Annotated in this window: 14 protein-coding genes; 5 read left to right on the top strand and 9 right to left on the bottom strand. The window is 64.6% G+C overall.

The features are described 5' to 3' along the window. Positions 1–8 precede the first annotated feature (8 nt). Together ACRARG_RS09890 and ilvD are read right to left on the bottom strand one after the other, a co-directional pair. Positions 9–731 (bottom strand): hypothetical protein, encoded by a 723-nt coding sequence (locus ACRARG_RS09890; RefSeq protein ID WP_432689842.1) that lies wholly within the window; start codon positions 729–731, stop codon positions 9–11. Further along, positions 718–2475, bottom strand: coding sequence for a dihydroxy-acid dehydratase (gene ilvD / locus ACRARG_RS09885; protein WP_432689841.1), 1758 nt, complete (start codon positions 2473–2475; stop codon positions 718–720). Before ilvD ends, ACRARG_RS09890 begins: the two co-directional genes overlap by 14 nt. Positions 2476–2575: 100 nt before the next feature. Here ilvD and ACRARG_RS09880 point away from each other — a divergent pair, with 100 nt between their 5' ends. From ACRARG_RS09880 to ACRARG_RS09865, 4 genes are all read left to right on the top strand, one after another. Then, on the top strand, positions 2576–3436 hold the full coding sequence (locus ACRARG_RS09880) for a CPBP family intramembrane glutamic endopeptidase (protein ID WP_432689840.1): 861 nt from the start codon (positions 2576–2578) through the stop codon (positions 3434–3436). Positions 3437–3439: 3 nt separating this feature from the next. Beyond that, positions 3440–4342 (top strand): CPBP family intramembrane glutamic endopeptidase, encoded by a 903-nt coding sequence (locus ACRARG_RS09875; RefSeq protein ID WP_432689839.1) that lies wholly within the window; start codon positions 3440–3442, stop codon positions 4340–4342. 61 nt (positions 4343–4403) lie between these two features. Continuing rightward, complete coding sequence (accD, locus tag ACRARG_RS09870; RefSeq protein ID WP_432689838.1) at positions 4404–5342, top strand: acetyl-CoA carboxylase, carboxyltransferase subunit beta; 939 nt, start codon at positions 4404–4406, stop codon at positions 5340–5342. Continuing rightward, positions 5339–6613, top strand: a complete 1275-nt coding sequence (locus tag ACRARG_RS09865) for a bifunctional folylpolyglutamate synthase/dihydrofolate synthase (RefSeq protein WP_432689837.1) — start codon at positions 5339–5341, stop codon at positions 6611–6613. The genes accD and ACRARG_RS09865 overlap by 4 nt, the downstream gene beginning before the upstream one ends. 258 nt (positions 6614–6871) lie before the next feature. On the opposite strand, the gene zapE is transcribed toward ACRARG_RS09865, so the two are convergent. Beyond that, positions 6872–7942 (bottom strand): cell division protein ZapE, encoded by a 1071-nt coding sequence (zapE, locus tag ACRARG_RS09860; RefSeq protein WP_432689836.1) that lies wholly within the window; start codon positions 7940–7942, stop codon positions 6872–6874. A 129-nt stretch (positions 7943–8071) separates the two neighbouring features. On the opposite strand from zapE, the gene ACRARG_RS09855 reads away from it, so the two are divergent. Next, positions 8072–9319 carry an MFS transporter gene (locus tag ACRARG_RS09855; protein ID WP_432689835.1) on the top strand — a complete coding sequence of 416 codons (1248 nt, stop codon included), beginning with the start codon at positions 8072–8074 and terminating at the stop codon, positions 9317–9319. Here the strand turns inward: ACRARG_RS09855 and ACRARG_RS09850 are convergent, their stop codons facing one another. From ACRARG_RS09850 to ACRARG_RS09825, 6 genes are read right to left on the bottom strand one after another with little or no spacing between them, the layout of a single operon-like run. Next, a complete protein-coding gene (locus tag ACRARG_RS09850) occupies positions 9320–10246 on the bottom strand; it encodes an alpha/beta fold hydrolase (protein ID WP_432689834.1) in 927 nt (308 codons plus the stop codon). Next, positions 10243–11157 (bottom strand): ornithine cyclodeaminase family protein, encoded by a 915-nt coding sequence (locus ACRARG_RS09845; protein ID WP_432689833.1) that lies wholly within the window; start codon positions 11155–11157, stop codon positions 10243–10245. Before ACRARG_RS09845 ends, ACRARG_RS09850 begins: the two co-directional genes overlap by 4 nt. After that, positions 11154–11771 carry an HAD family hydrolase gene (locus ACRARG_RS09840; RefSeq protein ID WP_432689832.1) on the bottom strand — a complete coding sequence of 206 codons (618 nt, stop codon included), beginning with the start codon at positions 11769–11771 and terminating at the stop codon, positions 11154–11156. The genes ACRARG_RS09845 and ACRARG_RS09840 overlap by 4 nt, the downstream gene beginning before the upstream one ends. Further along, positions 11772–12224 carry a YaiI/YqxD family protein gene (locus ACRARG_RS09835; RefSeq protein WP_432689831.1) on the bottom strand — a complete coding sequence of 151 codons (453 nt, stop codon included), beginning with the start codon at positions 12222–12224 and terminating at the stop codon, positions 11772–11774. Next, positions 12221–13051 (bottom strand): S-formylglutathione hydrolase, encoded by an 831-nt coding sequence (gene fghA, locus ACRARG_RS09830; protein ID WP_432689830.1) that lies wholly within the window; start codon positions 13049–13051, stop codon positions 12221–12223. The genes ACRARG_RS09835 and fghA overlap by 4 nt, the downstream gene beginning before the upstream one ends. Continuing rightward, the gene (locus tag ACRARG_RS09825) at positions 13048–13752 is read right to left on the bottom strand and encodes a nitroreductase family protein (protein WP_432689829.1); all 705 of its coding nucleotides are present in this window, start codon (positions 13750–13752) and stop codon (positions 13048–13050) included. Before ACRARG_RS09825 ends, fghA begins: the two co-directional genes overlap by 4 nt. Positions 13753–13759 lie beyond the last annotated feature (7 nt).

Below are 13759 nucleotides of genomic sequence, written 5' to 3'. Positions count from 1 at the left end.
TATAATAGCTAATGATCCGTCGGTCCGGATTTGGGCCCGCGCGTGGCCAAGGTTTCGGCGCTGCGCGGCTGAAGGCGGGCCAGGGTTTCGGCATCGGCCGTACCCCCCGGGCTGGATGCGCGGCTGTTGCGCGCCATGCTCAGAAGCAGACCACGCCCCTCCCGTCCGGTCGCCGCGCCTCCCGGAGAGGAATAGGCGGCCAGGCCGACGATATATCCGTTCAGGGAAAAGGCGCCGCGCCAGTGGCGGGGATCGGCGCCCTTGACCAGAGCATCGCCGCCGGAGCCCAGCTGTACCAGGCTGACCTGCTGCGAGGTGGTTGTAGTAAGGACCGGCGCCGGCGCAAAGGACGCGGCGATGTCGCGCGGGCCCGGCACCGTGGCATCGCCTGACCTGCGCACAACCGTCGCAGTCAGAATGGACAGGGAGGTTACGCCGGTGATCTCTCCGGATTCGATGAGATCGCATTGCGCGAAAAGCGCGAACATGCGCGGGCCTGACCGGCGCAGCGATCTGTGATCCACGCAATAGCCCTCGGGACCATAAAGGATGACATCGCCGCCGGCCATCTGGGCAGAGCGCGCGGCGCCCGGCCCGGAGGCGCTGCCGGCAGTGATCTCGGTACAGGCGGAAAGGCCGAACAGGATCGCCGCTGCCGCGCACAGGGCAGGGGCCGGACGCCGTCGCCAGCGTCCGGCCCCTCTGTCACGGCTTGGTTCAGAGATCGGCATATATGTGTTTTTCGGCTTTGCCGCCGGGATGGGTGACAGCACCCAGATGGGTCTTGCCGACCAGCTGCGCATATTTCCACAGCGCGCCGGAGGCATAGATCGTGTCGCGGGGGCCTTTCCATGCCTCGCGGCGTTTCGCCATCACATCGTCCGAGACATCCACGTCGATGGTCCCTTTGACGGCGTCGATGGTGATCATGTCGCCGTTTTCCAGCAGGGCGATGGGGCCGCCATGGGCCGCTTCCGGTCCGACATGGCCGACGCAGAAACCGCGGGTCGCGCCGGAGAAGCGGCCGTCGGTGATCAGCGCGACCTTCTTGCCCATGCCCTGCCCCGAGAGGGCCGCGGTGGTCGCCAGCATCTCGCGCATGCCGGGGCCACCTGCGGGGCCCTCGTTGCGGATGACGATGACCTCGCCTTCCTTGTATTCGCGGTTCTGGACGGCGGCAAAGGCGTCTTCCTCGCATTCAAAGACGCGGGCGGGGCCGGTAAAGACCTGCTCTTCGGATTTCATGCCGGCCACCTTCACGATGGCGCCTTCGGGGGCGAGATTGCCCTTGAGGCCGACCACGCCGCCGGTCTTGGTGATCGGCGTTTCGATCGGGTAGATCACGCGGCCGTCGGCCTTGCGGGTGACGGTGTCGAGCTCTTCGCCGATGGTCTTGCCGGAGGCGGTGATGCAGTCCTCGTGGATCAGCCCGGCCTTGCGCAGTTCGTTCATGACGACGGGGATGCCGCCGACATCGAACAGGTCCTTGGCGACGTGGTCACCGCCCGGTTTCAGGTTCACGAAATAGGGGGTATCGCGGAAAATCTCGCAGACATCGTCGAGGTTGAAGTCGATCCCGGCCTCATGCGCGATGGCGGGCAGGTGCAGGCCGGCATTGGTCGACCCGCCGGTGCAGGCCACGACGCGGGCGGCGTTTTCCAGTGACTGGCGGGTGACAACGTCGCGGGCGCGGATGTTCTTCTCTATCAGCTGCATGACCGCGCGGCCCGAGGCCTCGCCATACTGGTCCCGCGATTCATAGGGGGCGGGCATGCCGGAGGAGTTGAGCAGCGCCAGCCCGATCGCTTCGGAGACGCAGGCCATGGTGTTGGCGGTGAACTGGCCGCCGCAGGCGCCGGAGGAGGGGCAGGCGACGCGTTCGAGGATATCGAGCGCGGCATCGGACAGTTCGTGGTTCTGGTGGCGGCCGACCGCTTCGAACATGTCCTGCACGGTCAGGTCGCGGGTGCGGAAATCTTCGGGGATCTCGTCGATCTGGGGGGCTTTGCCCGGCAGGATGGACCCGCCGTAGATAAAGACGGAAGGTACGTTCAGGCGCACCATGGCCATCATCATGCCCGGCAACGACTTGTCACAGCCCGCGAGGCCCACGATCGCGTCGTAGCAATGGCCGCGCATGGTCAGTTCGACCGTATCGGCAATCGCTTCGCGCGACGCGAGGGAGGAGCGCATGCCCTCGTGGCCCATGGCAATGCCGTCGGTCACGGTGATGGTGGTGAATTCGCGGGGCGTGCCCTCGGCCGCCTTGACGCCCAGTTTCACGGCCTGGGCCTGACGGTTGAGAGCGATGTTACAGGGGGCGGCCTCGTTCCAGCAGGTGGCGACGCCGATCAGGGGGCGGTGAATCTCTTCCTCCGACAGCCCCATGGCATAGAGGTAGGAGCGGTGCGGTGCGCGTTCCGGTCCTTCGGTCACGTGACGGCTGGGCAGCCGGGATTTGTCGAACGTCGTCATCTTGTGCCTCCCGCAAAGTTGGTGGGACAGGGGATAAATGAGGGCCGGGGGGCAGACAAGACCGATTGCGGCCCGGATTGCAGGCGGATAGCTTGCATCAATGAGCTATGAGCGGCATCAGATCCTGCGTGACCATGCGGTTCCGAGCAAGGCGCTGTGGCGGCTCCTGTGTGGTCTGGCGATCATCGCGGCCGGGTCCATTGCGCTGAATTTTGTCTGGGCGATGGGTCTGCATGCGTTGATCGGAGCGGGGATCGGGCCGCAGACCGGCGCGCGGCTGAACGTGCTGCTGGCGCTGTCGTCCTTCCTGATGATCCTGATCAGCCTTGTTGCCGCTCTGGCCATAGTGCATCGGCGTGGTTTGGGGTCGCTGATTGGCCCGTCGTCCGATGTGCTACGTGATGGCGCGCGGGTGATGGGGGTCATGATCCTGGCGCTGGCCGTCGCGCTGGTGTGGCCGTCGCCGGAGGGGCTGGTTCCGCAGCTGAATATGTCTGTCGGGACGTGGCTGCGCTGGCTGCCGCTGGCGCTGGTGCTGCTGGTGATTCAAATCGCGACAGAAGAGCTTTTGTTTCGCGGCTATCTGCAGTCACAGCTGGCGGCGCGGTTCCGGTCGCCTCTGATCTGGCTGGTTGTGCCGGCGGTGGTGTTTGCCCTGCTGCATTACAACCCTGCTCAGCCCGGCAATCGGTGGGCGGTTGTCGGTGTGACGGCTGTCTTTGCGCTGGTGGCGGGGGACCTGACGGCGCGGACCGGCAATCTCGGGGCGGCGATGGCTATTCATTTCGCGAATAACTTCGGCTCGATCCTGCTGGTTGGGGCGGCCGGGCCCATGGCGGGGCTGGCGCTCTATTCCGTTCAAGTCGATGCGGCAGATCCAGTAATGCTGCCACGTTATGCGCTGGAGGCGGGGCTGATCATCGTGATCTGGCTGGCGGCCCGGCTGGTTCTGCGGCGCTGAGCGATGCGCTGGCCCGCCGCATATGCGCCCTTTGCCCGATTGATCGCACCGGCCGGTGCATCCCCCAGCGTGTTCCCGGCGCTGGCGGTCTTTATCGTGATCGAATTGCTCTACGGGGTTTCGCTCGACTGGCGGGATGCGCTTGTCGGTTGGATCTGGCCGTCGCGTCTGCCTGATCTGCTGGCCCGCGTCACCATATGGTCGATTCTGGTCGATCTGTTTTCATTTGCTCTGCTGGGCGGGCTGGTTCTGGCCGTGGTGCGCCGGGGCTACAACCGGAGCGTCGTGACCCTGACCGGGCCGTTCAAACCGATGTTGCGCGAAATACCGCGGGCCGCTCTGGCCGCGCTGGCGCTATTTGCAACGGTTGAAATGATCATGCCGTGGTGGAGCCCGGAGCAGACCGAGATGCAGCCGCTGGACCGCTGGCTGCTGATCCTGCCGGTGTCGCTGGCGGCGCTGCTGGTGCAGGTCGGGGCGGAGGAGCTGCTTTACCGGGGCTATCTGCAGCAGCAGATTGCGTCCCGCTTTCCGCATCCGCTGATCTGGATGATCCTGCCGAATATTGCCTTTGCTGCCGCGCATTGGTTTAACGAAACCGACGCCATCTGGGCGCTGGCCTATGTGATCTGGGCCTTTGCCTTTGGCGTGCTGGCCAGCGATCTGACGGCCCGCAGCGGGCATCTTGGTCCGGCTGTCGGGTTCCACCTGGCCAATAACATTTATGCCTTCCTGTTTATTGGCGAAGCGGGCATGCCCGACGGCGCGCTCGCCCTGTTTCAGACCGCGCCATTCCCCCACAGTTCTGAGGTCACGGCCGATGCCGCCTTCTGGGTCGGGCTGTCTGTCGACATTCTGGTGCTGGTTCTTGCATGGCTGGCCGTGCGGCTTGCCATAAGGCGTTGATTGCAATTCACCGCCCAAGCCCCTATCTGGGGGGCCAATTGCCACCACTCCGGGACAGACGATGAACTGGATCACCAACTACGTGCGGCCTCGGATCAACTCGATCTTCTCGCGGCGCGAAGTGCCCGAGAACCTCTGGTCCAAATGCTCCGAATGCGGGACCATGCTGTTCCACCGCGAGCTGGCGGATAATCTGAACGTCTGCACCTCCTGCGGGCATCACATGGCGATCACGCCACGTGACCGGTTCAAATCGCTGTTCGACGGTGGTGTCTTTGTCGAGGTCAAGGTGCCGGCCCCGCTGGCCGATCCGCTGCATTTCCGCGACCAGAAACGTTATCCTGACCGGATGAAGGCCGCGCAGCGCGACACCGGAGAGGCCGAGGCGATGCTGGTGGCCGAGGGCGAGATCGGCGCGACCGGCATCGTGGCCGCCGCGCAGGATTTCTCCTTCATGGGCGGGTCCATGGGGATGTTCGTGGGCAATGCCATTGTGGCCGCCGCTGAACGCGCCGTGAAGCTGAAGCGCCCGCTGATCCTGTTTTCCGCCGCCGGGGGCGCGCGGATGCAGGAAGGCATCCTGTCGCTGATGCAGATGCCCCGCACCACCGTGGCCATCCAGATGCTGCGGGAGGCCGGGCTGCCCTATATCGTCGTGCTGACGCATCCGACGACCGGCGGTGTGACCGCGTCCTATGCCATGCTGGGCGATGTGCAGATTGCCGAACCCAATGCGCTGATCTGTTTTGCCGGGCCGCGCGTGATCGAACAGACGATCCGCGAGAAGCTGCCCGAAGGATTCCAGCGGGCCGAATACCTGCTGGATCACGGCATGCTGGACCGCGTGACCAAACGGACCGAGATGCGTGAAGAATTGATTACCATTACCCGGATGCTGCTGGGCCAGCCTCCGGCCGTCAAAGGTAGCCTGCCCAAACCCGAAGCGCCGGTCCTGCCTGCGCCGGAGCCCGAGGCAGCACCGGCGGACGCCAAGAAGTGAGCCCGGCCGGATCGGACGTCGTCCTGCAGCGGATGATGTCGCTTCACCCCAAGGTGATCGACCTTGTGCTGGACCGCTGCTGGCGGTTGCTGGCGGCTTTGGACAATCCGCAGGAAAAATTGCCGCCCGTCGTGCATATTGCCGGGACCAACGGCAAGGGGTCCACCCTCGCCATGATCCGGGCGGGGCTGGAGGGGGCGGGGCTTGTCACCCATGCCTATACCTCCCCGCATCTGGCGCGATTTCACGAACGGATCCGCCTGGCCGGAGAGCTGATCTCGGAACAGGCGCTGACGGCGGTGCTGGATGAATGTCTGGCGGCCAATGGGCCGGAACCGATCACCTATTTCGAGATCACGACCTGTGCCGCGCTGCTGGCATTCTCGCGCATCCCGGCGGATTATACGCTGCTGGAGGTTGGCCTTGGGGGTCGGCTGGATGCGACCAATGTGATCGAGCAGCCTGCGCTGACGGTCATCACGCCGGTGTCGATGGATCACGAGAGTTTCCTTGGCGAGACGCTGGTCAAGATCGCGGGCGAAAAGGCCGGGATTCTCAAGCGCGGCGTGCCCTGTGTAGTCGGACGGCAATCCGACGCGGCGCTGGAGGTGATCGAGGACCGGGCGGCAAAGCTGGGCGCCCCCGTTCTGGCCTATGGTCAGCACTGGCATGTCTGGCAGGAGGCCGGGCGGCTGGTCTATCAGGACGAGAGCGGGTTGCTTGACCTGCCGCTGCCTGCGCTTCTTGGCTCGCATCAGGTGGAAAACGCGGGGATGGCGCTGGCGGCCCTGCGGGCGCTTGGGCAAGGCGAGGAGGCCGCCGAGGCGGCGATGCGCAATGTCGTCTGGCCCGCGCGGATGCAACGACTGCGGAAAGGGCCTTTGGTGGAGATCGCGGGGGAGGCGGAGCTCTGGCTCGACGGCGGGCATAACCCGGCAGCGGGAGAGGCGCTGGCGGCATTGCTGCGGACCATGTCGAAGCGGCCGACGCATCTGATCTGCGGCATGCTCAACACCAAGGATATCGCGGGCTACCTGCGGCCGCTGGCCGGTGAGGTGGCCGGACTGCACGCCGTGGCGATCCCCGGAGAGAGCAACACCCTGCCCGCTGCACGCACGGCAGAGGTTGCCCGGCGCGTCGGTATGATCGCGCGGGAGGCGGAGAGCGTGGCCGCGGCGCTGCGGGATATCCTCGTGGATGATCCTACGGCGCGGGTGCTGATCTGCGGGTCGCTTTATCTAGCTGGTGAAATTTTACGCGAAAACGGGTGACAATCTGCCGGCCGCCACCTTTTTTCCGAAACGTTTCCATAAATCTTGTCCGATTCGTGCAATTCGCGAATCAGCCCGGTTGACCGATTCGCATCGATTCGCCTATGGTCGGGATCAGTTACTACGCAGGCAATCTACCGCCGACCGTCGCCCTCCAGTCTTCATCATAGCGCCGGTTCGATCGTCTAAATGCGGTATTCGGGACTTTCCTCGGGCACAGAATGAGGGGGCCGACCTTAACGGCCCCCCGACCCGCGTTCAGCCCTCTGCCTGACCCCAGCCAGCATCCTGCATCTCTCTCAACCGGCTCGCCGTGCGTTCGAATTCGAACACGCCTTCGCCTTCGACATAAAGCGATTCGGGTTCGTCGGCGGCAGAGCAGATGAAGCGCACCTTCGCCTCGTAAAGCGCGTCGACCAGCGTGACGAAGCGCTTGGCCTCGTTGAAGTTGGACCGGCCGAGGCGGGGGATATTTTCGAGGATCAGCACCTTCACCGCATCGGCAATGGCCAAGAAATCGCCGGGCCCCAGCATCTGGCCGCAGATATCGTGGAAACCGGCCCGCGCCACGCCGTTGCGATAGGCGGGCAGGGTCAGTTTGCGGCCCTTGACGGTCAGGGTCAGCGGTTCCGCCGCGCCGCCGGTCAGGTCCTGCCAGATCTCCTCGATCGCCTCGCGCGCCTCTGCATTGGCGGGGGTGAAATAGACCTGCCCGCCGGAGAGGCGGTTCTGGCGATAGTCGCGGTCGCTGGCCAGTTCATGTACCACCATCCGCTCCTTGATGAGCGCAATGAAGGGCAGGAAAAGCTGGCGATTCAGCCCGTTCTTGTAGAGGTCATCGGGGATGCGGTTGGAGGTGGTGACGATGACGACACCCTTCGCCATCAGCGATTCGAAGAGCCGCCCAACGATCATCGCATCGGCGATATCGGTGATCTGCATCTCGTCGAAGGCCAGCACGCGCAGGCCCTTGGCGACCTCTTCGACCACGGGTTTAAGACTGTCCTCGATCCCTTTTTTGCGGGCCTCGTGCAGCCCGGTTTGGATTTCCTGCATGAAGGCGTGGAAATGCACCCGTCGCACCGGCACGTCGAGGCTTTCGACAAAGAGGTCCATCAGCATGGATTTCCCGCGCCCGACGCCGCCCCAGATATAGAGGCTCTTGGGCGGTTCCGGTGCCTTGCGGAAGAAGCCCTTCTTTTCCGACATGGCCGCGATGCCACTGAGAATCCGGTCGAATTCCGGCAGGACATCTTCCTGTGCCGGGTCGGGTTTCAGATCCCCGGCGGCGATCCGGGCCTTGTAGAGGTCACGCATGCTCTGGCTCATAAAGCCTGTTACCCTGCCCTCCCGGGCTGGGAAAGAGCAGCAATGCAAATGCGTAACATCACAGAGCTTTAATTGACCGCTGCACGGCGGCGGGCAATAGTCCCGGCGTCACCAGTAGGATCCATGCAGATGCACACATCTCCGAAACTCTTTACCCCCGTTCTGATTGTCGGATGTGTCATCATCCTCGCCAGCTTTGCGGTCCGCGCGTCGTTTGGCGTCTTCCAGATTCCGATTGCAGAGGAATTTGGCTGGCTACGCTCGGATTTCAGCCTGGCGATTGCCATCCAGAACCTTGCCTGGGGGATCGGGCAGCCGATCTTTGGCGCGGTGGCGGAAAAGATCGGTGACCGGAAGGCCATCATCATCGGGGCCATCATGTATGCGGCGGGGCTCGTGGCGTCGTCCTTTGCCGTCACGCCCGGCGCGCATCAACTGCTGGAGATCGTGGTTGGCTTTGGTGTCGCGGGCACAGGGTTCGGCGTGATCCTTGCCGTGGTGGGCCGGGCTGCGTCGGATGACAACCGGTCGATGTCGCTGGCCATTGCAACGGCGGCGGGCAGTGCCGGTCAGGTCGTCGGCGCGCCTTTTGCCGAATATCTGCTGGGGATGATGCCCTGGCAGAGCGTCTTCCTTGTTTTCGCCGGGATGATCCTCGCGGTGCTTCTGCTGCTGCCCTTCATGCGTTCGCCCGTGCCGATGGCCTCCAAGGCGGAGCTGGAGGAGAGCATGGGCCAGATCCTGGGCCGTGCCCTGCGCGATCCGTCCTTTTCGCTGATCTTCATCGGGTTCTTTTCCTGCGGCTATCAGCTGGCCTTCATCACTGCGCATTTCCCGGCCTTTGTGACAGAGGTCTGCGGGCCGATCGCGCCGGGCGGTATCCTGCACGGGCTGGGGATCACGACGACCTCGGCGCTCGGGGCCGTGTCGATCTCCTTCATCGGGCTGTTCAATATCTGCGGGACGCTGCTGGCCGGGTGGCTGGGCAAGCGCTACACCAAGAAATACCTGCTGTCGGGTATCTATGTGTTGCGGACCATCGTGGCGGCGGGGTTCATCCTGCTGCCGATGACGCCGGCCTCTGTCCTGGTCTTCTCTGCGCTGATGGGCGGGCTGTGGCTGGCTACCGTGCCGCTGACCTCGGGTCTGGTCGCCCATATCTGGGGGCTGCGCTATATGGGGACGCTCTACGGGATCGTCTTTTTCAGCCACCAGCTGGGCGGGTTCCTGGGTGTCTGGCTGGGTGGCCGGATGTACGATATCTACGGCAACTACACCCTCGTGTGGTGGGTTGGCGTGGGCGTCGGCGCGCTGAGCGCCATCGTGCATCTGCCGATCCGGGAGAACCGGACGCCGACGGCGGCCGTTCCGGCCTGATCACTCCATTCCGTCGCGGAAGGCGGCGACCACCTGTTTCGGGTGGGTCAGGGGCAGCCAGTGGGTTGCCCCTTCGATCTGGGTCTGCCGGGCGACCCGGTTCCACATGGTCAGTTTGCCCATGCCCGAGAGCGGGATCGCCTCGTCCTTTTCGGCCCAGATTGCCAGCACGGGCACGTCAACGCGGCTGATCTTGCGGTGATCTGCCTCCCGCTCGTCCCGCAAAGCGTGGCGGAGGGAGGAGAGAACGGCGGGGATGAACCCCTTCCAGTCGAGCTGCGCGGCCTGACCGGCCGCGGCGCGGTCAAGCTGGGGATTATCCTGCCCCAGTTTGGCGGCGGCGGCGCGGTGCCATTTCGGCAGCAGGGCATGGGCCATCCAGTCGCCAATCACCGGCAGGTCGCGCATGCGCTGCCAGTTGCCGGTCGGAAAACCGCCAAAGCCTGCGGGGGCCACCAGCACCAGCTGGCGCAGCATATGGGGGTTCTTGGCGGCAAAGCCTGCGGTGATCGCGCCGCCCATGGAATAGCCGAACAGCGTGATGTCGTCGGCAATCTGCTGATCTTCCAACAGATCCTCCAGTTGGCGGATGAAAAAGGCAATGTCCTGTCTGCCGCCGGGCCGGTCGGAAAAGCCGCGTCCGTAGAGGTCATAGGTCAGGACGCGATAGCCCATCTCGGCCAGCTCTTCGGCGATCTGGCTCCAGACAAAACCGGGGGTGGTCAGGCCATGGACGCAGACGGCCACGGGGCCACGCACGCCGCCGAACCACTGGTAATGGGTGACGCCCTGCGAGAGTTCGGCGAAATGGCCGGGGGCATCGACGCGGGCGGTGTCGTCCATCTCCGGGCGGCGCTGTTCCTGCATGAAGGGGATCAGGTAGATCAGCCCGGCAGCCACGAGGATCAGAAGCAGGAGCCAGATCATTTGGTCGCCGTCCAGGCAGAGAGGATATGCGACGCCGTCATCAGGTCGAGATGCGCGCCGCCACCGTTCTTGAAGAGGGTGATATCCTCCGGCGCGCGGGCGAAATCGTCGAGCGTGTAGAAATCGGCATGGATATCGGCGGGCGTGATGACGCCCTGCTGGATCGGGATCTCGATTTCGCCGATATGGCCGATGGTCGTCTCCCGGCTGTCGACGAAGATCTTCGCGCGTTGAAGGGCGGTGTCGTCGGCCTCCCGCATATCTGGCCGGTAGGCGCCGATCAGGTCGAGGTGCTGACCCGGGCGCAGCCAGTCGCCCATGATCACCGGCTCTGTTCCGGAGGTGGCGGAGGTGATGATATCCGCCGCCTCGACCGCGGCCCTCAGGTCCGGCACGGCCTCGGTATTCGGGTAGCTGGCAGCCAGCGCTTCGGCCTTGGCGATGGTCCGGTTCCACATGCGGAACCGGGCATCGGGGAAGAGCGCGCCATAGGCTTCGCGGAGGGAGGCGGCGACGGTGCCTGCGCCGACAATCAGGATGGTCTCACTGTCGGGGCGGGCAAGGCGGCGCGCGCCCAGCAGGCTGTCGGCGGCGGTCTTCCACTTGGTGACCAGATGGAAGTCGATGATCGCTTCCAGCTGCCCGTCCTTGTCCGACAGCAGGTTCATCGCGCCGTTCACCGTTCCCAGACCTTTGGCCGGATTGCCGGGGAAGATCGTCGCGGCCTTGATCGCCACGCCCAGCCCGTCGATCCACGCGGACCGAGTAAGCAGCGTGTCCTTGGCGCGATAGAGGAAGGTATCCGCGACCTCCGCCTTGGGCAGCTTGTGCCCGGCGGCCAGCGCATCGGTCAGGCCGATCCAGTCGAGCACCGCCTCGCCTTCTTCGAAACTGATGGTGGGCGTGCTCATGCCGGGGCCTTTGTCAGCAGGCCCTCGGCCTGGAGGCGCGCGACCCAGGCCTCCGGCCCGTCAAAGTGATGCGTCTGCCAGCCGCGCGATTGCGCCATGGCGATATTGTCGGCCCGGTCATCCGCGAAGAGCAGCTTTTCAGGTGCCACGCCGCTGTCTTCCTCCAGACGGCGGTAGATCTCCGGGTCGGGTTTGGTGACGCCCATATGGCCGGAGATATAGGGCCGGTCGAATTCATGCAGGAAGTCATAGACCGTCTGAGCATGGGCGAAGGAGCCGATGCCGAAATTCGACAGGGCAAAGACCGGCACGCCTGCGGCCCGCAGATCGCGCAGGGCCTGAACCGAGAGGTCGATCGCGGGGGCGCACATTTCGATCCAGCGGTCATGCCACAGACGGATCTCATCGCGCCATTCGGGATGTTCGTCGGCCTTGGCATAGATTGTCTGCTGGAAATCGTCGCCCAGATCGACGCGGTCGTTCATGCCGTGCAGGTCGACCTCGGCAAAGAGCGCGCGGCGGCGGTCCTCCCCGATCTCCGCATCGTAGAACCGTTCGGGGTGCCATTCGATCAGCACATTGCCGATGTCAAAGACGACAGCTTCGATTGCCATTTAATTTCCTTTTGCGGCCCGGATGTTGCGCTCTAATGCGTCAAGGAAACGGGAGCGGTCGGCCTTTGTAAAGCCCTTGCCCGACCCTTGCGCAAAGGGATTGGCAGCGCGGATATCGGCCATCAGGTCGCGGGTGGCCAGCTGCGCCCCGATATTGGCCTTTGTCAGCGGGTCGCCATTGGGGCGCAGCACCTTCGCGCCCGCCTCCACGCATTTCGCGGCAAGCGGGATATCATTGGTGATAACGACATCCGCCGGGCCGGCGCGCTCGGCGATCCACTTGTCGGCCTCATCCGGCCCGTCGGGGACGATCACCAGCTCTACCAAGGGGTTGCGGGACGGGCGCAGCCCGCCGTTGCAGACCATGAGGACCGGCAGCTTGTGCCGGGTCGCCACCGTCTCCACCTCTGCCTTAACCGGGCAGGCGTCTGCATCCACATAGACCTTTGTCACGCGTAGAGCGCCTCCGCATGGAAGGCGACGTGATCCTCCATGAAGGTGGAGATGAAGAAATAGCTGTGATCATAGCCCGGCTGCATCCGGAACTGGATCTGCTGGCGGCGTTTCGCGGCGGCTTCCGCCAGCGTCTCCGGGCGCAGCAGGTCGAGGAAATTATCCGCCGTTCCGGTGTCGACCAGCATCGGGCCGTCGAAGCCCTTTTCGGCCATCAGGAGAGAGGCGTCATGCGCCTGCCATGTGGCCTCATCCGTGCCGAGATAGGCCGCGAACTGCTTGCGGCCCCAGTCGCTGCCGGTCGGATTGCAGATCGGCGAAAAGGCGGAGGCAGAGCGGTAGCGGCCCGGCAGGGACATGGCCAGCGTCAGCGCGCCATGCCCGCCCATGGAATGGCCGGTGATCGACTGGCGATCCTCGTCGACGGCAAAGTTGCCGGTCAGCAGGGCGGGGAGTTCCTCCGCGATATAGTCCCACATGCGGAAATGCGGTGCCCAGGGGTCCTGCGTTGCGTTGACGTAGAACCCGGCGCCCTTGCCCAGATCATAGGCCTCGTCATCCGCCACGCCCTCCCCGCGCGGAGAGGTGTCGGGAAAGCAGATGGCAATCCCCTGTTCGGCGGCCCATTGCTGCGCGCCCGCCTTGGTCATCGCATTCTCATGCGTGCAGGTCAGGCCCGAGAGATACCAGAGCAGGGGAACGGGGCCATCCTGCGCCTCTTCCGGCAGGAAAAGGCCAAAGGTCATATCGCAGGAGGTGGCCGTGGAGGCATGGGTATAGACACCCTGCACGCCACCAAAGCAGCGGTTTTCGGAAAGGGTCTTCATTCTGGGTCCTTCGGGTTGACGGTCAGGATCTCGGAGAGCGGTTTCTTGACCATCGCGGCGGCCGGCACGGTGGCCTCCGGCGCGGCATGGCCCACGGCGAGGATCATGATGGGTTTTTCATGATCGGGGCGGCCACAGATCTCGGTCAGGAATTTCATCGGGTTGGGGGTATGCGTCAGGCAGTAGAGGCCGGCATGATGCAGCGCGGCAATCAGGAAACCGGTCGCGATGCCGGTGCTTTCCGGCACGTAGTAATTCTTGAACCGGGTGCCGTCGGGCCGCAGGCCGTAGCGCTGCGCGAAGATGACGATCAGCCAGGGGGCGATTTCGAGATGGGGCTTGGAGATGCCGGTGCCGATGGGCTCCAGTGCCGAAAGCCATTCGTCGCCCGCGCCACCGGCATAGAACTTCTCCTCTTCCTCTTCGGCGGCGGCCCGGATGCGGGCCTTGGTCTCAGGATCGGAGATGGCCACGAAATGCCAGGGCTGGTGGTTGGCGCCGGAGGGGGCGAGGCCCGCCGTCGCCACGATCTGCTCGATCACGGCGCGGTCAACGGGCTGGTCGGTGAAATCGCGCACCGTATGGCGGCGCCGCATCTTGTCGTGGAAAGCCGACGCCCCGGCGGCGCTCTGCTCCGCTGTCACGTCCTGCCGGTCGGGCAGGGGCAGAGGCTGGTAGCGTGCAGGCTTTGCGTCGGACATGCGGTTT

Origin of the sequence: Pseudooceanicola profundi, assembly GCF_050897955.1 — a bacterium.
Lineage (GTDB): Bacteria > Pseudomonadota > Alphaproteobacteria > Rhodobacterales > Rhodobacteraceae > Pseudooceanicola.
The sequence above is the reverse complement of the archived record's forward strand: the minus strand, read 5'-3'. Positions and strand labels throughout refer to the sequence as shown.

Bases quoted from the DNA above. Each gene is read 5' to 3' on its own strand.
- ACRARG_RS09880 (WP_432689840.1), top strand. From the start codon at position 2,576: ATGAGCTATGAGCGGCATCAGATCCTGCGTGACCATGCGGTTCCGAGC.
- ACRARG_RS09850 (WP_432689834.1), bottom strand. From the start codon at position 10,246: ATGATCTGGCTCCTGCTTCTGATCCTCGTGGCTGCCGGGCTGATCTAC.
- ACRARG_RS09890 (WP_432689842.1), bottom strand. From the start codon at position 731: ATGCCGATCTCTGAACCAAGCCGTGACAGAGGGGCCGGACGCTGGCGA.
- ACRARG_RS09825 (WP_432689829.1), bottom strand. From the start codon at position 13,752: ATGTCCGACGCAAAGCCTGCACGCTACCAGCCTCTGCCCCTGCCCGAC.
- ACRARG_RS09875 (WP_432689839.1), top strand. From the start codon at position 3,440: ATGCGCTGGCCCGCCGCATATGCGCCCTTTGCCCGATTGATCGCACCG.
- ACRARG_RS09840 (WP_432689832.1), bottom strand. From the start codon at position 11,771: ATGGCAATCGAAGCTGTCGTCTTTGACATCGGCAATGTGCTGATCGAA.
- zapE (WP_432689836.1), bottom strand. From the start codon at position 7,942: ATGAGCCAGAGCATGCGTGACCTCTACAAGGCCCGGATCGCCGCCGGG.
- accD (WP_432689838.1), top strand. From the start codon at position 4,404: ATGAACTGGATCACCAACTACGTGCGGCCTCGGATCAACTCGATCTTC.
- fghA (WP_432689830.1), bottom strand. From the start codon at position 13,051: ATGAAGACCCTTTCCGAAAACCGCTGCTTTGGTGGCGTGCAGGGTGTC.
- ilvD (WP_432689841.1), bottom strand. From the start codon at position 2,475: ATGACGACGTTCGACAAATCCCGGCTGCCCAGCCGTCACGTGACCGAA.
- ACRARG_RS09855 (WP_432689835.1), top strand. From the start codon at position 8,072: ATGCACACATCTCCGAAACTCTTTACCCCCGTTCTGATTGTCGGATGT.
- ACRARG_RS09845 (WP_432689833.1), bottom strand. From the start codon at position 11,157: ATGAGCACGCCCACCATCAGTTTCGAAGAAGGCGAGGCGGTGCTCGAC.